Origin of the sequence: Halegenticoccus soli (assembly GCF_002844195.1) — an archaeon.
Taxonomy (GTDB): Archaea; Halobacteriota; Halobacteria; order Halobacteriales; family Haloferacaceae; genus Halegenticoccus; species Halegenticoccus soli.
The window spans coordinates 392,586-411,466 of record NZ_PEND01000002.1 but is presented as its reverse complement, the minus strand read 5'-3'; the positions used below and the strand labels follow the sequence as shown (position 1 = coordinate 411,466).

Here is an 18,881-nt window from a genome sequence, read left to right as displayed (position 1 = left end):
CACTCAGTCGTTGCCCCGACTGTTAAATAAGGCTTGCCATCTCAGACCGGTGTGCGCCACGATACCGCGACGCCTCTCGCCGCAACGCATATACCGCGGGAGACCATGCGTGAGGATAACACAAGCCCGCAGACCGCGGTTCGACGTCGCGGTCGAGTAGCCGAGCTTCCCGTTCGACTTGGCAAGTATTAAATGGATGGGGCCATTAGCCCGCTGTAGTATCTCGTGATAGCTTCTCCCCACAGCCGAACCCATCCATGGTAGACGTAAACCAACACAACCTGGTTCCGGAGCACACCGTCCTCGACGACCCCGAGCGCGTCGAGGAGGTGCTGGAAGAGTACAACGTCAACAAAACTAACTTGCCCAAGATAAAGAAGAACGACCCGGCGCTGCGCGAGACAGACGCCGAACCCGGTGACGTGGTCGAGATCGTCCGCAACTCCCGAACGGCCGAAAGAGCAGTCGTGTACCGACTGGTGGTCGAGTGATGGACCGAACAGCCAGACGCAACATCTCGCGGGAGTACTTCTCGCAGGACCGACTCGCGGAGCACCACTTCCGCTCGTTCAACGCGTTCCTCGACCGGGGGATGCAGGAGGTCGTCGACGAGAAGGCGACGATCGACACGGACATCGGCGACAAAGAGGGCGAGGAGCCGGTCTGGGTCGAACTCGGCGACATCCGCGTCGTGACGCCGCGCGTCCGCGAAGCCGACGGCAGCGAGGAACTCCTCTACCCGCAGGAGGCGCGCCTGCGTAACATCACCTACGCCGCCCCGGTGTTCATGGAGATGTCCATCGTCCGCGGCGGCGAGGAGGAGGAGGAGGTCGTCGTCGACTCCGCGGAGACGAAGGTCGGGCGGATGCCGATCATGGTCGGCTCCACCAAGTGCAACATCGCCGGCTTCTCCGACGAGGAGCTCATCGAGATCGGCGAGGACCCCGTCGACCCCGGCGGCTACTTCATCGTCAACGGCTCGGAGCGGGTGCTGATGACGAGCGAGGACCTCGCGCCGAACAAGATTCTCGCCGAGTACGACACGAAGTACGGCGACGAGATCCAGGTGGCGAAGACGTTCAGCCAGCGCCGCGGCTACCGCGCGCTGGTCCTCTGCGAGCGGAACCGCGAGGGCATCCTCGAGGTGTCGTTCCCCTCCGTGTCGGGCAGCGTGAACTTCGTCACGCTCGTTCGCGCCCTCGGGCTCGAATCCGACGAGGAGATCGTCCACCGCGTCTCCGACGACCCGGAGATCGTGAAGTTCATGCTGGAGAACCTGGAGATGGCCGAGGTCCAGACCCAGGAGGAGGCCATCGAAACGCTCGGCAAGCGCGTCGCCAGCGGACAGGGGAAGAACTACCAGCTCAAGCGGGCCAACTACGTCATCGACCGGTACCTCCTGCCGCACCTCCACGAGGAGGGCGTCGAGGAGGAGGAGGTCCGGATCAACAAGGCGTTCTACCTCTGCCGGATGGCCGAGGCGTGCTTCGAACTCGCGCTCAACCGCCGCGAGGCGGACGACAAGGACCACTACGCGAACAAGCGCCTGAAGGTGAGCGGCGACCTGATGAAGGACCTGTTCCGGACGGCGCTGAACAAGCTCGCGCGCGACGTGAAATACCAGCTCGAACGCGCCAACATGCGCAACCGGCGGCTCACCGTCAACACCGTCGTCCGCTCCGACGTGCTGACCGAGCGGCTCGAACACCCGATCGCCACCGGAAACTGGGTGGGCGGTCGCTCGGGCGTCTCCCAGCTCGTCGATCGGACGGACTACATGGGCGTGCTGTCGCACCTGCGGCGGCTGCGCAGCCCGCTGTCTCGCAGCCAACCGCACTTCGAAGCGCGCGACCTGCACGCGACCCAGTGGGGTCGGATCGGACCCTCCGAGACCCCGGAAGGGCCGAACTGCGGCCTCGTGAAGAACTTCGCGCAGGCGATGGAGCTGTCGCAGAACGTCGAGGACGAACAGTCGCTGAAACGGGAGCTGGCGTCGATGGGGGTGGAGGGCATCCCCGGAATCGAGGGCGTCGAACCCACGACAACGACCGCGGACGACTAACCCACACATGGCTCAGGCACGAGAGGCGAAAGTATACGTCAACGGCAGCCTGGTCGGGACCCACCCGGACCCGAACCAGCTCGCAGAACAGATCCGAGAAGCGCGACGGCGCGGCGACATAAGCGGCATGGTGAACGTGAGCGTCAAGGAGCGCACCCGGGAGGTCATCGTCAACGCCGACGCGGGGCGCGCTCGCCGCCCGCTCCTCGTCGTCGAGAACGGCGAACCCCTGCTGGGCGACGAGGAGATAGAGGCGGTCGAGAGCGGCACCCTCGACTTCCAGGACCTCGTCGAGCGCGGGTACGTCGAGTTCATCGACGCCGAGGAGGAGGAGGACATCTTCGTCGCCGTCGACGAGGACGAACTCACCCCGGAACACACCCACCTCGAGATCGACCCCTCGCTCATCTTCAGCGTCGGGTCGGGGATGATCCCCTACCCCGAGCACAACGCGTCGCCCCGCATCACCATGGGCGCGGGGATGATGAAGCAGTCGCTCGGGATCCCCTCCGCGAACTACCGGATCCGACCCGACACCCGTCAGCACCTCCTGCACTACCCGCAGGTGGCGATGGTCAAGACGCAGACGACGGAGCAGATCGGCTTCGACGAGCGGCCGGCGGCGCAGAACTTCGTCGTGGCCGTCATGAGCTACGAGGGGTTCAACATCGAGGACGCGCTCGTCATGAACAAGGGCTCCGTGGAGCGCGCGCTCGCCCGTTCGCACTTCTTCAGGACCTACGAGGGCGAGGAGCGCCGCTACCCCGGCGGCCAGGAGGACCGCTTCGAGATCCCCTCCCAGGACGTGCGCGGCGCCCGCGGCGAGGACGCCTACACGCACCTCGACGAGGACGGCCTCGTCAACCCCGAGACCGTGGTCGACGAGAACTCGGTCCTGCTCGGCAAGACCAGTCCGCCGCGCTTCCTGGAGGAGCCGGACGACATGGGCGGCCTGTCGCCCCAGAAGCGCCGCGAGACCTCCGTGACGATGCGCTCCGGCGAGGACGGCGTCGTCGACACGGTCACGCTCATGGAGGGCGAGGACGGCTCGAAGCTCTCGAAGGTGAAGGTGCGCGACGAGCGCATCCCGGAGCTGGGCGACAAGTTCGCGTCGCGCCACGGCCAGAAGGGCGTCGTCGGCCACCTCGCGCCCCAGGAGGACATGCCCTTCACCGACGAGGGGGTCGTCCCCGACCTCGTCATCAACCCCCACGCGCTCCCGTCCCGGATGACGGTCGGGCACGTGCTGGAGATGCTCGGCGGGAAGGTTGGCGCGCTGGAGGGTCGGCGCGTCGACGGCACGCCGTTCCAGGGCGAAAGCGAGAACGAGCTCCGCGGGGCGCTGGAGGAGCACGGCTTCAACTCCGCCGGCAAGGAGGTCATGTACTCGGGCGTCACCGGCGAGAAGATCGAGGCCGAGATCTTCGTCGGCGTGATCCTGTACCACAAGCTGTACCACATGGTGAGCAACAAGCTGCACGCCCGTTCCCGCGGGCCGGTGCAGGTGCTCACCCGGCAGCCCACCGAGGGGCGCGCCCGCGAGGGCGGCCTGCGCGTCGGCGAGATGGAACGCGAGGTGCTCATCGGCCACGGCGCGGCGATGGCGCTCAAGGAGCGGCTCCTCGACTCCTCCGACCGAGAGCTCGTGTACGTCAGCGCCGACACGGGCATGGTCGCGGTCGAGGACAGGGAACAGCGGCGCATCTACGACCCCATCACCGGGGACGAGGACAACATCCACCAGATCGAGGTCAGCTACGCGTTCAAGCTCCTGCTCGACGAGATGATCGCACTCGGCATCCGACCCCGACTCGAACTGGAGGACGCGGTCTAACCGGGAGGAACACACATGTCAATGCAAACACCGAAAGAGCTCGGCGGTCTTCAGTTCGGACTGATGGACCCGGAGACGTACCGGGACATGTCCGCGACGAAGGTCATCACCGCGGACACGTACGACGACGACGGCTACCCCATCGACATGGGGCTGATGGACCCGCGGCTCGGCGTCATCGACCCCGGCCTTGAGTGCCGCACCTGCGGTCAGCACTCCGGGTCGTGTAACGGTCACTTCGGCCACATCGAACTCGCCGCGCCGGTCATCCACGTCGGCTTCACGAAGCTCATCCGTCGGCTGCTCCGGGCCACCTGCCGGGAGTGCGGCCGGCTGGCGCTCACGGAGGAGGAGCAGGCGGAGTTCCGCGACCGGCTCGTGCGCACCAGAGAGCTCGGCGAGGATCCCAACGACGTGCTGAAGGCCGCGGTTCGGCAGGCCCGGAAGGCCAGCCGCTGCCCGTACTGCGGCGCCCCACAGCACGACATCAAACACGAGAAGCCGACGACGTACTACGAGGTGCAGGACGTCCTCTCGGGGGACTACTCCGAGCGCATCGCCTCGGCGATGCAGCCCGACCCGGACGACGAGGACGACCAGGGAACCTCCCCGCAGGAACTCGCGGAGGAGACCGGCATCGACCTCGCGCGGGTGAACGAGATCCTCGCGGGCGAGTTCCGCCCGCGCAAGGACGACCGCCGAGCCATCGAGAAGGCGCTCGGTATCGACCTGACCGAGGAGGACATGAACAAGCTGATGCCCTCGGACATCCGCGACTGGTTCGAGGACATCCCGGACTCCGACATCGAAACCCTCGGAATCGACCCGGAGCGCTCCCGACCCGAGTGGATGATCCTGACGGTGCTGCCGGTGCCGCCCGTGACGGCCAGGCCGTCGATCACGCTCGACAACGGCCAGCGCTCCGAGGACGACCTCACGCACAAGCTGGTCGACATCATCCGGATCAACCAGCGGTTCATGGAGAACCGCGAGGCCGGCGCGCCGCAGCTCATCATCGAGGACCTGTGGGAGCTCCTGCAGTACCACGTCACCACGTTCATCGACAACGAGATCAGCGGGACGCCGCCGGCGCGACACCGCTCCGGCCGCCCGCTGAAGACGCTCAGCCAGCGCCTCAAGGGGAAGGAGGGTCGCTTCCGCGGGTCGCTGTCCGGCAAGCGCGTGAACTTCTCCGCGCGGACCGTGATCAGCCCCGACCCGACGCTGTCGCTCAACGAGGTCGGCGTCCCCGACCGGGTGGCCAAGGAGATGACCCAGACGATGAACGTCACCGAGCGGAACATCGAGGAGGCACGCCAGTACGTCCGCAACGGGCCCGAGAGCCACCCCGGCGCGAACTACGTCAAGCGCCCGGACGGCCGCCGGCTCAAGGTGACGGAGAAGAACTGCGAGGAGCTGGCGGAGAAGGTCGAGGTCGGCTGGGAGGTCAACCGCCACCTCGTCGACGGCGACATCGTCATCTTCAACCGGCAGCCGTCGCTGCACCGGATGTCCATCATGGCCCACGAGGTCGTGGTGATGCCGTACAAGACGTTCCGGCTGAACACGACCGTCTGCCCGCCGTACAACGCGGACTTCGACGGCGACGAGATGAACATGCACGCGCTGCAGAACGAGGAGGCCCGCGCGGAGGCGCGCGTCCTCATGCGCGTGCAGGAGCAGATCCTCAGCCCGCGCTTCGGCGAGAACATCATCGGGGCCATCCAGGACCACATCTCGGGGACGTACCTGCTGACGCACGAGAACCCGCGGTTCAGCGAGACGCAGGCGCTCGACCTGCTGCGGGCGACGAGCGTCGACGAGCTCCCCGAGCCCGATGGTCGGGACGACGGCGAGCCGTACTGGACCGGCCGGACCATCTTCTCGCTGCTCCTGCCGGACGACCTCTCGCTCGAGTTCCCGAGTTCGACCGGCGACACGGTCGTCATCGAGGACGGCCAGCTGATCGAGGGGACGATCGACGAGGACGCGGTCGGCGCGTTCGGCGGCGAGATCGTCGACACCATCACGAAGGTGTACTCCGAGACGCGCGCGCGGATCTTCATCAACGAGATCGCCTCGCTGGCGATGCGCGCCATCATGCACTTCGGGTTCTCGCTCGGCATCGACGACGAGTCCATCCCGGACGAGGCCGGCGAGATGGTCGACGAGGCCATCGAGAACGCCTACGAGCGCATCGAGGAGCTCATCGAGACGTACGAGGCCGGCGAGCTGGAGTCCCTGCCGGGCCGGACGGTCGACGAGACGCTGGAGATGAAGATCATGCAGACCCTCGGGAAGGCCCGCGACAGCGCGGGCGAGATCGCCGAAGACCACTTCGGCGACGACAACCCGGCGGTCATCATGGCCCGCTCCGGGGCCCGCGGGTCGATGCTCAACCTGACCCAGATGGCCGGCTGCGTCGGCCAGCAGGCGGTTCGGGGCGAGCGCATCAACCGCGGCTACGAGGACCGCACCCTCAGCCACTACCGGAAGAACGACCTCTCCGCCGAGGCGCACGGCTTCGTGGAGAACTCCTACCGCGGCGGGCTGACCCCCCGGGAGTTCTTCTTCCACGCGATGGGCGGCCGCGAGGGGCTCGTCGACACGGCGGTCCGGACCTCCAAGTCCGGGTACCTCCAGCGCCGTCTGATCAACGCGCTGTCCGAGCTCGAAACGCAGTACGACGGGACGGTCCGCGACACCAGCGGCACCATCGTCCAGTTCGAGTTCGGCGAGGACGGCACGAGCCCCGTCCGCGTCTCCTCCGGCGACGCCAACGACATCGACGTGGACAGCATCGCCGACCGGATCCTGGAGGCCGAGTTCGGCGACGAGGCCGAAAAGCAGCGGTTCCTCGGCGAGCGCGAGGAGCCGACGAACCTCTCCGAACACGCCGAGCCGCGGCGCGTCGCCCGCGGACAGGGGGTGCAGTCGGATGACTGAGTACGAACACGTGAACGAGGACGTCGAGGCGGTCGTCGAGGACACGGAGCTCCCGCGCCGCCTCAAGGATCGAGTGTACGGGACGATAGAGGAGCGCGGCGGCGTGACGGTCGAGCAGGCGGACGAGATCGCGAAGGCGGTCGAGGCCCGCTACCTCGACACGCGGGTCGACCCGCTCGACCCCGTTGGAACGGTGAGCGCCCAGAGCATCGGTGAACCCGGAACCCAGATGACGATGAATACTTTTCACTATGCTGGCGTTGCAGAAATCGACGTGACGCAGGGCCTGCCGCGCCTCATCGAGCTCGTCGACGCCCGGAAAACCCCCGACACGCCGATGATGACGGTCTACCTCGAGGACGAAGCGCAGAACGAGGAGGGCGTCCCGTACGCGACCGACCGCGAGCGGGCCCACGAGGTCGTCTGGGCGATCGAGTCCACGAAGATCCTCGCGCTCGGCGACGTGAGCACGAACGTCGCGGACATGCTCGTCCGCGTCGACCTGAACGAGGAGACGCTGATGGAGCGGTGGCCCCGCGCCGACAGCGTCGACGAGGTCGCGACCGAGATCGCCGAGACGATCGAGGACGCCCTCGGCGTGACGACCCGGCGCAGCGGGACCGTGATCGAGTTCGGCCCCGAACAGCCGAGCTACCGCGAGCTCCTGCAGCTCGTCGAGCGGCTCCGCGAGATCGTGTTCAAGGGGATCGAAGACGTCACCCGGGTCGTCATCCGCAAAGAGAAGACCGGCGACGAGGAGGAGGAGTTCGTCCTCTACACCGAGGGATCGGCGTTCGGGGACGTGCTCGCCATCGACGGCGTCGACGCCACCCGGACGACGTGCAACAACATCCACGAGATCTACCGGAACCTCGGCGTCGAGGCCGCCCGCGAGGCGATCATCGAGGAGACGATGGAGACGCTGGAGGAGCAGGGTCTCGACGACGTGAACATCCGCCACTTGATGCTCGTCGCCGACATCATGACCAACCGCGGGACGATCGAGTCCATCGGTCGTCACGGCATCTCCGGCAGCAAGGAGTCCGTCCTGGCGCGGGCGGCGTTCGAGGTCACGGTCAACCACCTGCTCGACGCCGCCATCCACGGCGAGGAGGACGACCTCAACGGCGTCATCGAGAACGTCATCGTCGGCAAGCCCGTCGCGATCGGCACCGGCGACGTGAACCTCAAGATGGGTTCGTTCAGCGCCGACGGCGGAGCGGCGGGGCGGCCGTCGGACGACTGAGAGGGACAGACGGATGAAGGTCACGCTGTCGGACGCCGCCCGTCGGTACATCGGCCTCTTCGACGAGGTGACGGACGCCGGGGCGAACGACTGCCTCGTCGAGGACGACCGGCTCGTCGTGCTCGTCCCCGCGGGCGAGATGGGAAAGGCCGTCGGTCACGGCGGGCGGACGGTCCGCGAGTTCGAAGAGCGGGTCGGCAAGACGGTCGAGCTGGTCGAGGACGCCGACACCGCGGAGGCGTTCGTCGCCAACGCGCTCGCGCCCGCGGCGGTCCGGCACGTGACGATAAGCGAGCAGAACGACCGCGTGGCGTACGTCGAGGTCGCGGAGGACGACCGCGGCGTCGCCATCGGGAAGGGCGGGCGGAACATCGACACCGCCCGTCGACTGGCCGAGCGACACTACGACATCGACGACATCCAACTGACGTAGCCGACGCGGCGGCACCGCGAGCGAGTTCGGCCCCGGCGCTTTTCTCCCGACGCGACGAACGAGCGCAGGGAGCCGATGACGTCGTTCGCGCCCGCGTCGCAGGTGCCCGTTCCGTTTCCGCTCCCGCCGAGCGCCGGCTTCGTCGTGCCGGTCGTCCGCTCCGTCCTGGCGTTCGCGCTCGTCTACCTGCCGGGCCGGCTGTTCGTCGTCCCGGCCGTCGACCGCGTCGTCCGCGCGCGGAACCGGAACAACCCGACGCTCCGGCAGGCGGTGACGCGGTACGTCGAGGCGCTCGTCGTCCTCGTCGCCGCGGCCGCGGCGCTGACAGCCGGGGGTACGGACACGTCCTGACCCGGTCGGGCATCATCATCGCGGCGCTGACGCTCGCGGTCGGCGTCGCGGGGCAGGCCGTCATCGGGAACCTCGTCAGCGGGCTGTTTCTCGTCGCCGACCCGAACTTCAACGTCGGCGACTGGATCGCGTGGAGCGGCCGGGAGGGCACGGTCGAGGCCATCAGCTTCCGGGTGGCCCGCATCCGGACGCCGAGCAACGAGATCGTGAGCGTCCCGAACGCGGACCTGACGGCGAACGCCGTCACGCGTCCGTACAGCCGGAACCGCTACCGCGCCGACGTCGACGTCGCCGTGGACTACGCCGCCGACGTCGACGAGGCGGCCGCGATCCTCCGCGAGGTCGCCCGGTCTCACCCGGGGATCCTCGACGCGCCCGCCCCGTCCGTCCGGTTTCTCGAGTTCGGCGACGCGACGATCCGGCTGCGGGCGCAGTTCTGGATCGTCGATCCGACCCGCGAAACCGTCGCCGGCGTCCGGTTGGACTACGCCGGCCGCGTGCAGGAGCGGTTCGAGGAGGCCGAAATCGCGATGCGGCCGGCCGAGTAGGATCGACGGATTCTGCGCGCCGCTCGTCCGCTCTCCCGTCCGGAGCGGCGTTCGTTCGCGCCCGAGAAACGGTCTCAGATTCCTTCTTACACCCCGCTAACCGAACCTGCGGCCGTCTCGCCGGGTTCGAAAAGGGAGGCTTAAGTAGCTCCGTCAGGAAGAATCCGTCACTATGGCGAACGGCAAGTACGCGGCCCGCAAACTCAAACAGGACCGCCAGAAGCACCGGTGGTCCGACTCGAAGTACGCGCGACGAGAGCGCGGGCTCCGGAAGAAGTCAGACCCGCTGGAGGGCGCGCCGCAGGCCCGCGGCATCGTCCTCGAGAAGGTCGGTATCGAGGCGAAGCAGCCCAACTCCGCGATCCGGAAGTGCGTCCGGGTCCAGCTGATCAAGAACGGCAAGCAGGTCACGGCGTTCTGCCCCGGCGACGGCGCGATCTCCTTCATCGACGAGCACGACGAGGTCACGATCGCCGGCATCGGCGGCGCGAAGGGCCGCGCGATGGGCGACCTCTCGGGCGTGAACTACAAGGTCGAGAAGGTGAACGGCGTCTCGCTCATCGAGCTCGTGCGCGGCAACGCGGAGAAGCCGGTCCGATAACCATGTCGGAGAGCGAAACTCCCGAGCCGGACGCGCCGGCCGACAGCGAGGGGGCGTCCTCGAACGCGCTCCTGTTCGGCGTCTGGGACGTGACCGAGATCGAGTACCGCGATCCGAGCACGAAGCGCTACCTCTCCGTGACGCCCGTCGCCCACACGATGGGTCGCCACGCCGGCAAGCAGTTCAAAAAGAGCGAGATCAGCGTCGTCGAGCGGCTGGTCAACCGGCTGATGCAGACGGAGGACAACACGGGCCACAAGCAGAAGGCGCTCAACATCGTCCGCGACGCGTTCGAACTCGTCGAGGAGCGCACCGAGGAGAACCCGGTGCAGGTGCTCGTCCGCGCGGTCGAGAACGCCGCCCCCCGCGAGGAGACCGTCCGCCTGAAGTACGGCGGCATCTCCGTCCCGAAGGCCGTCGACGTCGCGCCCCAGCGCCGCGTCGACCAGGCGCTGAAGTTCATCGCCGAGGGGACGTACAGCGGCTCGCACAAGTCGAAGACGAGCGCCGCCGAGGCGCTCGCCCAGCAGCTCGTCGGCGCGGCCAACTACGACGTGCAGACCTACGCCGTCTCCCAGAAAGAGGAGAAAGAGCGCGTCGCCGCCGCCGCTCGCTGATCTGACCCCGCTTTTCGCTTTTCTCGCACGCGACCGTCAGCGCGCGGTCCGGATCGTCCCTCCCCACTTGAAGTAGCTGAAATGCGAGCGTGCGGTTTGTGCCGCGCGGACGCATACGTCGCAATTAGGGCGTCCGCTCCGACGGTACGGGTGGACCCGGCACGACGTGCGGTCCCCGTCGGCGCCTCACTCGCGTCGGGGGCGAATCGGCGCCCCAACGAACGCCCGAAAAACCATGACAGAGGAAGTAACCAATCAGACGGAGGAGGAGGGACTCGACGAACAGCCGAACGGCGACGAGTCGCGTCGCTCGTTCATGAAGAAGGGGGCGGTCGCGACCGGCGCGGTCGCGCTCGGTCTCGGAGCCGCCGGCTCGGCGGCCGCCCAGGACGGCGGCACGGTCCTCGTGCAGGCCAACGACTTCATCCCGGGCGCGCAGTTCAGCGTCACGGGGCAGCTCCCGAACAGCCTGACGATCGACCTGCTGCAGGGCGGCCAGGGTCGGGACCTGAACGTCGTCCAGAACCCGGGCGACTACCAGGGATACGTCATCCGCTACACCGAAACGCCCACCGCGCTCTACGCGATGATGTTCGTCGACCCCGGCGACGTCGGCAACGTCTCGGAAGGGAGCACGTGGACGTTCGGCACGGAAGGCGCGAACTACTTCGCCGACCAACTCAACCTGGTCGAAGCGTCGATCAGCCAAGGCGGCAGCAACAACGGCGGCTAAGTAACGCGTCGGTCGAAGCGGGTGAAAATCCCCCCATTTTCGTCGCCGTTTTCGCGGCCGAGAACCGCCGAGCGGCGGGGGCTCAGTCGAACACGTGCGCGCCGAGCGTGTTCTGCAGGAGGTTCCGCTGGCCCCGCCGGAGGCGCTGGGAGACCGACTGCGAGGACAGGTGTAGATCGTCGGCGAGCCCCTGCTGGGTCGTCCGTCGGGGGACGTCGAAGTAGCCCGATTCGAGCGCCCGCAGGAGCGCCTGCCGCTGTGCGGTGGTGAGGCCATAGTCCCCGATCGGCGTCGAAATCGCCCCGTCCGTGACGCGGGTCAGTTTCAGCGGCGTGACCCGCTGACACCGCCGGCAGAACTCGATGAAGTCCGTCCGGTCGTCGAAGATGAGCCGCAGCTTCCAGTTTCGCCCGTCGCTCCTCGCGCTGAGGACGCTGGCGTCGGTTCCGTCGTCGAGAATCGAGAGGAACGGCGCGGAGGACGGTCCCCACTCGATCCGGTAGAACCGCTCTTCGGCGCCGTTCTGCAGGCGATCGATCTCGGTGATGGTCGCGTCCGCGGCGAGCGCCGACTCGAACGCGTCGACGTCCGCGCCGTCGACTCTGACGTACGGAGACAGTCGGGCGTCGCTCAGCGTGACCACTTGCTCGGCGGTGACGCGCACGTCGTTCGTCCGAGAGAGCGCGTCCGAGAGCACGAACCCCTCCGCGGGCACGAGAAAGTCGGCGATGGTCACCATCGGCCGTCACCCGCTTCCTGACGCGGAGTCGAGTTCGCGCGCGGTCGTTCGTCGACGGTACTGGCGGGCAGTCGGCGTCGCGTCGTCCACCGCGGTCGTCGGGGTCGAGTGGCTGAACAGGCGGTGGTCATGTCTCGGTCGTAATATTGGATCGATTACAATATATTCTCTTTTATAGAATCCGCGGACGCTCGCCGTCACCCGACGATCGAGAGATGAGGTGTGTCTTCAAAGGAGGTCATTTTCGGGCGAGAGAAGGCCATTCCAGCCTGTTTTTCACCGCGTGAGAATATGATCGCCGCCCGCTGCAAACATACATATTACGTGGCAGTTATGTAATCTGCACGCAAAACTGATAGGACTCGACCGTGCGGAGCGCCGCCGCTCAGGTGCCCGCCGCGTACTCCCGGGTCACGTCGACGAGCGCCTTCCGGTAGTCGCTCTCGGTCGGGTTCTCGACCAGCGATCGGAAGCGCCGCCTGAAGGAGTCGAACCCGACGGTCGGGGCGTCGTCCGCCGCGGCGTGGGCGAGGTCGTACAGCCTGTGGTCCGGATCGACGAGGCCGTGCCGCTCGACCAGCGCGAGGGCGAAGGCGGCGTTGACCGCGGTGATCTCCGGGTCGGATCCGGACGTCAGCCGGCGCAGTCCCGGCCGCGGCGGCAGCGACGGTCGGTCCGAGATCGCCGCCGCGAGTTGGGATTCGAGAAAGTAGACGAGTTTGTCCGCGGGGGCGACCGAGAGGGTGATGTCGTCGGCGTAGATGTCCTTCATGTGATTTGCGATCTGATAGCAGTGGACGAGCTTGCGCCGTTCCACTGACCGGCCCGTGAGCGCCAGGTACAGCGCCTCCTCGGTCGACTGCGTGTGCGAGGGGTGGGCCTCCTCGTTGCGGGCCATGTGTGAGAACTCGTGGAGGGCGAGTTCGCGGGCCATCGCGCTCGTCGCGGCCTGCCGCGAGATGTTCAGCACGTGGTACTCGTCGTAGTGGGCGGTCCACGTCCGCTCGTCGGGGTCGGCCCGGACGTAGACGCGAACCGGCCACTGGAGGTCGTACTCGGTCTCGAACAGGTCCGCCGCGCTCAGAAACGGGTCGGGGGCGGCGGGCCCCTGCACGCGAACGTCCATGCGTGCTACTCACAGGGACCGGACGGGTATGGCTCTTGTGCCGCGGACAGATCCGCGCGTGTTACATTCCCGCATACGCGGCCGTTCCGGCCGCTGCCGGGGTTTCTGCGTCGGCAAAACACTACCCTTTTCACCCTCCTGCCGGTAGGAGCCAGTATAATGGGCCGACGAAAGAAGATCGTACAGGAGTGTGAGCGGCTGATGGACAAACCGGAGAACATCCGGAACATCGCCATCGCCGCTCACATCGACCACGGCAAGACGACGCTCACCGACAACCTGCTCGCGGGCGCGGGGATGATCTCCAAGGATCTCGCCGGCAAGCAGCTGGCGATGGACACCGAGGAGGACGAGCAGGAGCGCGGCATCACCATCGACGCCGCGAACGTCTCGATGACCCACGAGTGGGAGGGCACGAACCACCTCATCAACCTCATCGACACGCCCGGCCACGTCGACTTCGGCGGCGACGTGACCCGCGCGATGCGCGCCGTCGACGGCGCGCTCGTGGTGGTCGACGCCGTCGAGGGGACGATGCCCCAGACCGAGACGGTCGTCCGACAGGCGCTCCGCGAGGGCGTGAAGCCCGCGCTGTTCATCAACAAGGTCGACCGCCTCATCAACGAGCTCCAGGAGGGCCCCCAGGAGATGCAGGAGCGCCTCCAGTCCGTCATCGCGGACGTCAACGAGCTCATCCGCGGCATGGCCGAGGAGAAGTACGAGAACGAGGGCTGGAAGGTGTCCGTGCAGGACGGCACCGTCGCGTTCGGCTCCGCGCTGTACAACTGGGCCGTGAGCCTGCCGTCGATGCAGGAGACGGGGATCGACTTCGGCGACATCATCGAGTACAACCGCAACGACAACGTCGAGGAGCTCAAAGAGCGGTCGCCGCTGTCCGACGTGGTGCTCGACATGGTCGCCGAGCACTTCCCGAACCCGCTCGACGCTCAGCCCGAGCGAATCCCGACCATCTGGCGCGGCGACGACCAGAGCGACATCGCCCGGCAGATGCGCGAGGTCGACCCGGAGGGCGAGGTCGTCTTCATGGTGACCGACATCTCGATGGACCCGCACGCCGGCGAGATCGCCACCGGGCGGCTGTTCTCCGGCACGCTCGAACGCGGCCAGGACCTCTACGTCTCCGGCACCGCCGGGACGAACCGCATCCAGTCCGTCGGGATCTTCATGGGCGGCGAGCGCGAGGAGGTCGAGCACGTCCCCGCCGGGAACATCGCCTCGGTCACGGGGCTGCGAGACGCCATCGCTGGTTCGACCGTCTCCTCGGTCGAGATGACCCCGTTCGAGTCCATCGAGCACATCTCCGAGCCGGTCATCACGAAGTCCGTCGAGGCAAAGAGCATGGACGACCTGCCGAAGCTCATCGAGACGCTCCAGCAGGTGTCCAAGGAGGACCCGACGATCAAGGTCGAGATCAACGAGGACACCGGCGAGCACCTCATCTCCGGGCAGGGCGAGCTCCACCTCGAAGTCATCACCCAGCGCATCGAGCGCAAGCGCGGCATCCCGGTGACGACCGGCGAACCGATCGTCGTCTACCGCGAGTCGCCGACCCGCGCGTCCGACACGGTCGAGGGCGTCTCGCCCAACCGGCACAACAAGTTCTACATCACCGCCGAGCCCCTCCCGCAGGGGGTCGTCGACGCCATCAAGCTCGGCGACGCCTCGATGGACATGCCCGAGCTGGAGCGCCGCGAGGCGCTGCAGGAGGCCGGCATGGACAAGGAGACCTCCCAGAACGTCGAGCACATCTTCGGCACCAACGTCCTCATCGACGACACGAAGGGTATCCAGCACCTCAACGAGACGATGGAACTCGTCATCGAGGGGCTGGAGGAGGCGCTCGACGACGGTCCGCTCGCCCGCGAGCCGGTGCAGGGCGCGCTCATCCGGCTGCACGACGCGAAGCTCCACGAGGACACCATCCACCGCGGCCCGGCGCAGGTCATCCCCGCGGTCCGCGAGGCCGTCCACCGCTCGCTGATCGACGCGCAGGTGCGGCTCCTCGAACCGATCCAGAACGTCCGTATCGACGTTCCGTCCGAGCACATGGGCGCAGCCTCCGGCGAGATCCAGGGCCGCCGCGGCCAGGTCGACGACATGTACCAGGAGGGCGACCTCATGGTCGTCGAGGGCGTCGCGCCCGTCGAGGAGATGATCGGCTTCGCCAGCGACATCCGCTCGGCCACCGAGGGCCGCGCCTCCTGGAACACGGAGAACGCCGGCTTCCGCGTCATGGCCGACAACCTCCAGCGCGAGAAGATCATGGAGATCCGCGAGCGCAAGGGCATGAAGCTCGAACTCCCGGCCTCCATCGACTACATCTAACGGTCGGCGACGCGACCTTCGCGAACGCGTCGCGTTCGCTTACCTCCGGCGCGGCCGGTCCACTCTGAGCCGGTTCGCGTCCGAATCGTCCCGAACTCGTCTCGATTCGCCGTTTCTTTCTCGTTTTCGTCTCCGACGAACCCCTCCGCGACGGGCGGGCGTTCAGCGGAGCGAGACGGATCCGTCCGGGGAGACGAGCCGCGGGTTCAGTTTCGCGTCCGGGTGCGGGCGGAAGCCCTTCACGCGGTTCTTCACGCCGAAGCTGTTGTCGAGCGTGAACGCGGGGAGGACCACCCGGTCTTCGAGCAGCGTCGTGCCCGCCCTCGCGTACAGGTGCCGGCGCTTCTTCCGGTTTTGCGTCCGTCGCGCCTCGTCGATCCGCCGCATGACCGCCTCGCGGTTGTAGTAGGTCCCGTTCGTGATCCCCTGCATGTTCTCGTGGAACAGGGGGTAGAAGTACGCGTCGGGGTCGGGAGCGCCGGGCCAGGAGCCGACGAACATCGCGTAGTCCCGCCTGTTCCCGGAGGTGGTCTTCCCGTGGAACTTCGACCACTCGTACTTCTCCGTCCGTGCGGTCCTGAATCCGGCCCGCTTCAGCCCGTAGACGACGGTTTCGGCGAGCTTTTCCCGGAGCTTGTCGCCGGAGCTTTTCGTCCCCGGAACGGCGACCTTCGGCGACCAGCCCTCGACCCCCTCCTCCTCGAAGATCCGCTTCGCCTTCCGGACGTTCTCCCGGCGCGGGATCTCCTTCCACTCGTCGAGCGGCAGTCCCCACCGCTCGGCGAGGCGGTCCGGCACCGGCCCGTGCTGCCGTGCGCCCCCCGGAGCGACGTCGTTCCGGACGAAGTCGTCCATCGTGAACAGGTAATCGACCGCCTCGCGCACCCGGGGGTTCGACGTCGGACCGTCGGTGACGTTGAACCCGAGGTAAAACGAGTGGTAACTGGGCGTCGAAACGACCCGCGAGTCCGGGAACTTCTTCGTCGCGTCCCACAGCTTCGCCTCGATCCGCTCGACGACATCGTTCTGCCCGGTCTTGAGGCTCATCGTCCGCGAGAGCCCCGCGTGGTTGGCGACGAACGTCACCGCTTCGATCGCCGGTTCGACGCCGCGCCAGTAGTTCCGGTGTCGTTTCAACAGCGCGCGCTCGCCCCGTTTGAACACCTCGACGCTGTACGGGCCGGTTCCGACCGGGTTCTCGAAGCCGAACTGTCCGGGCGATTCCTCGCGGATCGCCTTCGGCACGATCGGGAGCGTGAGCGAGTGGCGGAACGCCGGGTAGGGATACGCCAGGGAGAACTCGACCGTCCGCTCGTCCGGCGTCCTGATCTCTGAGATCATCTCCGTCCGCCACCGGTTGGCCGACTCCTCGCGTTCGGGCGCCTCGAAGGTGTACTTCACGTCCTCGGCTGTGACCGGGGTGCCGTCGTGGAACGCGGCGCCCTCCGCGAGCGTCACGGCGTAGGTCGTGCCGCCGTCGGAGACGTTCGGTTTCCCCTCGGCGAGGAGCGGGACGGGGTTCATCTCCCAGTCGTAGGTGTACAGGCCCTCGAACACCAGCGAGGCCGCCTGTCCGGACCACGGCTCGCGGACGACGATCGGATCGAGCGTGAGCGGCGGGAGGACCTGCGCGTAGCGCATCCGCTTTTTCGACGCTCGGCCGGAGACCGCCGCGCAGCCGGCGGACGACGCCGCGGCGGCCGCAGCGCCGAATCCTTTCAGCGCGTTACGTCGCGTCAGTCGCATCGGTGAGGTTGTGTCGTCGGACATCTGTCTCTGCGGGCGTGCTCACTTTCTCTCCATCCACGGGAGCGCTTCCTCGACCGGTTCCCGCTCGAAGTACAGCAGTTCAGTGCCGACGACGAGCGCCGCGATGAGCAACACGAGCGCGAGCGTCGTCGGATCGTCGATGTAGAGGCTGTACAGGAGCAGCGGGAAGAACGCGGCGCAGCCGATCAACCCGAAGAGCGGCACGGGCGAGAGCAGGTCGATTTCGTCGCGGTTCGCGTACGCGAGGTAGCTCATCCCCCCGAACACGGCGATAAACGCGAGGGAGGCGAACGAGGTGATGCTCCGGAGGCTGCCGAAGACGGCGAACGCCGCCGACAGGATCCCGAGGACGATCACGATCTTCTTCGGAATCCCCCGGTCGTCGCCGTTCGAGGCCGAATCGGTTCCCGAACCGGCCCACTCGGGCATCAGCCCCATGGCTATCAGATCGCGCGAGAACAGCGCACTGCTGAAAAGCGTCGCGTTGACCGCGCTCGCCGTCGAAAACAGCGCCGAGAGGCCGATGACGAACGCGCCGATCCTCCCCATGAACTGCAGCCCGGCGTACAGCAGCGACACCTCCGGGGAGACGGAGATCACGGCGATTTCGAGCAGGCTCACCGTGGTGAGCGCGACGAGGACGTACAGGAGCGTCGCCGCGGGGATCGAAACGTAGATCGCCTTTCGGATGTCGTCCCGAGGGTTCTCGAACTGCCCCTGGTCGTACATCAGGAGCTGCCACCCCTGAAAGGCGACGAACGACATCGCCGCGCCGACGATCGGGGTGAAGCTGATCCGGGAGACGCCGAACGAGAGCGCGTGGCCGTTGAAGGCGAACCAGACGCCCCAGACGCCGAAGACGCCGATGACGGCGATCTTGAAGAAGGTGAGCACGTCCTCGGCTTTGCCGGTTTCGGCGGCCCCCAGCAGGTTGAGCCCGACGAAGACGGCGATCAGAAGCACCGAGACGGCGTTCGCGACCGGAACGCCGCCGACGTGGAGCCGACCGACGAGCTCCGAGAAGAACGACGAGAACGCGTAGGCGTACAGGGCCATCGACCCGATGTATCCGAAGAGCAGCGTCCAGCCGGTCATGCCGGCGAGGGTTGAATTGCCCACGAACGCGGAGATGTACGTCGGCGCGCCGCCGTTGCCCTCGACGAGTTCGTTCAGCTTCACGTAGCTGTACCCCGCGCACATGGCGACGGCGCCCGCGAGGAGGAACGCGAACCACGCGAGCGTCCCGGAGATGGCCACGACGATGCCGAAGGCGGAGTAGATGCCGCCACCGATCATGCCGCCCAGCGCCATCGCTACGGCCTCCTTCAGACCGAGTTCCCCCATGGTTCCCTAGTCTCGCGTTCGACCCCTGAACCTATCGGCCAGTTTTCACAATCGCGGTGAAAAAGACGCTGCTCATTTCGCAGACCGGCGGCCGCGTCGAGTGCTGACACGCCGGCGAGCCGGAGAGTTTTGCGACCGACGAAGGCTTATAGCGGCAGCGACGAGAGGTGCGTAACATGCAGACG

Annotated in this window: 16 protein-coding genes; 12 read left to right on the top strand and 4 right to left on the bottom strand. The window is 67.1% G+C overall.

The genetic code is table 11. From position 1 onward, the window contains the following. The first annotated feature begins 257 nt into the window (after window positions 1-257). The 11 genes from CNO20_RS07020 to CNO20_RS06970 all read left to right on the top strand — a co-directional run bounded on the left by CNO20_RS07020 (window position 258) and on the right by CNO20_RS06970 (window position 11,371). Window positions 258-491, top strand: a complete 234-nt coding sequence (locus CNO20_RS07020) for a DNA-directed RNA polymerase subunit H (RefSeq protein ID WP_101295422.1) — start codon at window positions 258-260, stop codon at window positions 489-491. Next, window positions 491-2,062 (top strand): DNA-directed RNA polymerase subunit B'', encoded by a 1,572-nt coding sequence (locus tag CNO20_RS07015; RefSeq protein WP_101295421.1) that lies wholly within the window; start codon window positions 491-493, stop codon window positions 2,060-2,062. The genes CNO20_RS07020 and CNO20_RS07015 overlap by 1 nt, the downstream gene beginning before the upstream one ends. 7 nt (window positions 2,063-2,069) lie before the next feature. Further along, entirely contained in the window at window positions 2,070-3,896 is a 1,827-nt protein-coding gene (gene rpoB / locus CNO20_RS07010; RefSeq protein ID WP_101295420.1) for a DNA-directed RNA polymerase subunit B, read from the top strand. A gap of 21 nt (window positions 3,897-3,917) precedes the next feature. Then, the gene (locus tag CNO20_RS07005) at window positions 3,918-6,842 is read left to right on the top strand and encodes a DNA-directed RNA polymerase subunit A' (protein ID WP_101295419.1); all 2,925 of its coding nucleotides are present in this window, start codon (window positions 3,918-3,920) and stop codon (window positions 6,840-6,842) included. Continuing rightward, a complete protein-coding gene (gene rpoA2, locus CNO20_RS07000) occupies window positions 6,835-8,088 on the top strand; it encodes a DNA-directed RNA polymerase subunit A'' (RefSeq protein WP_101295418.1) in 1,254 nt (417 codons plus the stop codon). The genes CNO20_RS07005 and rpoA2 overlap by 8 nt, the downstream gene beginning before the upstream one ends. Before the next feature lie 13 nt (window positions 8,089-8,101). After that, the gene (locus CNO20_RS06995; protein ID WP_101295417.1) at window positions 8,102-8,521 is read left to right on the top strand and encodes a NusA-like transcription termination signal-binding factor; all 420 of its coding nucleotides are present in this window, start codon (window positions 8,102-8,104) and stop codon (window positions 8,519-8,521) included. Window positions 8,522-8,596: 75 nt separating this feature from the next. Continuing rightward, complete coding sequence (locus tag CNO20_RS06990; RefSeq protein WP_101295416.1) at window positions 8,597-8,872, top strand: hypothetical protein; 276 nt, start codon at window positions 8,597-8,599, stop codon at window positions 8,870-8,872. Beyond that, window positions 8,869-9,420 carry a mechanosensitive ion channel family protein gene (locus CNO20_RS06985; protein WP_101295415.1) on the top strand — a complete coding sequence of 184 codons (552 nt, stop codon included), beginning with the start codon at window positions 8,869-8,871 and terminating at the stop codon, window positions 9,418-9,420. Before CNO20_RS06990 ends, CNO20_RS06985 begins: the two co-directional genes overlap by 4 nt. A 172-nt stretch (window positions 9,421-9,592) precedes the next feature. After that, a complete protein-coding gene (locus CNO20_RS06980) occupies window positions 9,593-10,021 on the top strand; it encodes a 30S ribosomal protein S12 (RefSeq protein WP_101295414.1) in 429 nt (142 codons plus the stop codon). A 2-nt stretch (window positions 10,022-10,023) separates the two neighbouring features. Continuing rightward, on the top strand, window positions 10,024-10,638 hold the full coding sequence (locus CNO20_RS06975) for a 30S ribosomal protein S7 (protein ID WP_101295413.1): 615 nt from the start codon (window positions 10,024-10,026) through the stop codon (window positions 10,636-10,638). Window positions 10,639-10,873: 235 nt separating this feature from the next. Continuing rightward, a complete protein-coding gene (locus CNO20_RS06970) occupies window positions 10,874-11,371 on the top strand; it encodes a twin-arginine translocation signal domain-containing protein (RefSeq protein WP_101295412.1) in 498 nt (165 codons plus the stop codon). Window positions 11,372-11,453: 82 nt separating this feature from the next. Here CNO20_RS06970 and CNO20_RS06965 read toward each other — a convergent pair whose 3' ends face one another. After that, the gene (locus CNO20_RS06965) at window positions 11,454-12,110 is read right to left on the bottom strand and encodes a bacterio-opsin activator domain-containing protein (RefSeq protein WP_101295411.1); all 657 of its coding nucleotides are present in this window, start codon (window positions 12,108-12,110) and stop codon (window positions 11,454-11,456) included. Between the two features lie 385 nt (window positions 12,111-12,495). Continuing rightward, window positions 12,496-13,236, bottom strand: a complete 741-nt coding sequence (locus tag CNO20_RS06960; RefSeq protein WP_101295410.1) for a DUF5781 family protein — start codon at window positions 13,234-13,236, stop codon at window positions 12,496-12,498. Between the two features lie 159 nt (window positions 13,237-13,395). On the opposite strand from CNO20_RS06960, the gene CNO20_RS06955 reads away from it, so the two are divergent. Next, complete coding sequence (locus tag CNO20_RS06955; protein ID WP_101295409.1) at window positions 13,396-15,582, top strand: elongation factor EF-2; 2,187 nt, start codon at window positions 13,396-13,398, stop codon at window positions 15,580-15,582. 162 nt (window positions 15,583-15,744) lie between these two features. On the opposite strand, the gene CNO20_RS06950 is transcribed toward CNO20_RS06955, so the two are convergent. Then, a complete protein-coding gene (locus CNO20_RS06950) occupies window positions 15,745-17,328 on the bottom strand; it encodes an ABC transporter substrate-binding protein (RefSeq protein ID WP_158237373.1) in 1,584 nt (527 codons plus the stop codon). Window positions 17,329-17,370: 42 nt separating this feature from the next. Further along, on the bottom strand, window positions 17,371-18,696 hold the full coding sequence (locus CNO20_RS06945; RefSeq protein WP_101295407.1) for an APC family permease: 1,326 nt from the start codon (window positions 18,694-18,696) through the stop codon (window positions 17,371-17,373). Window positions 18,697-18,881: the final 185 nt, after the last annotated feature.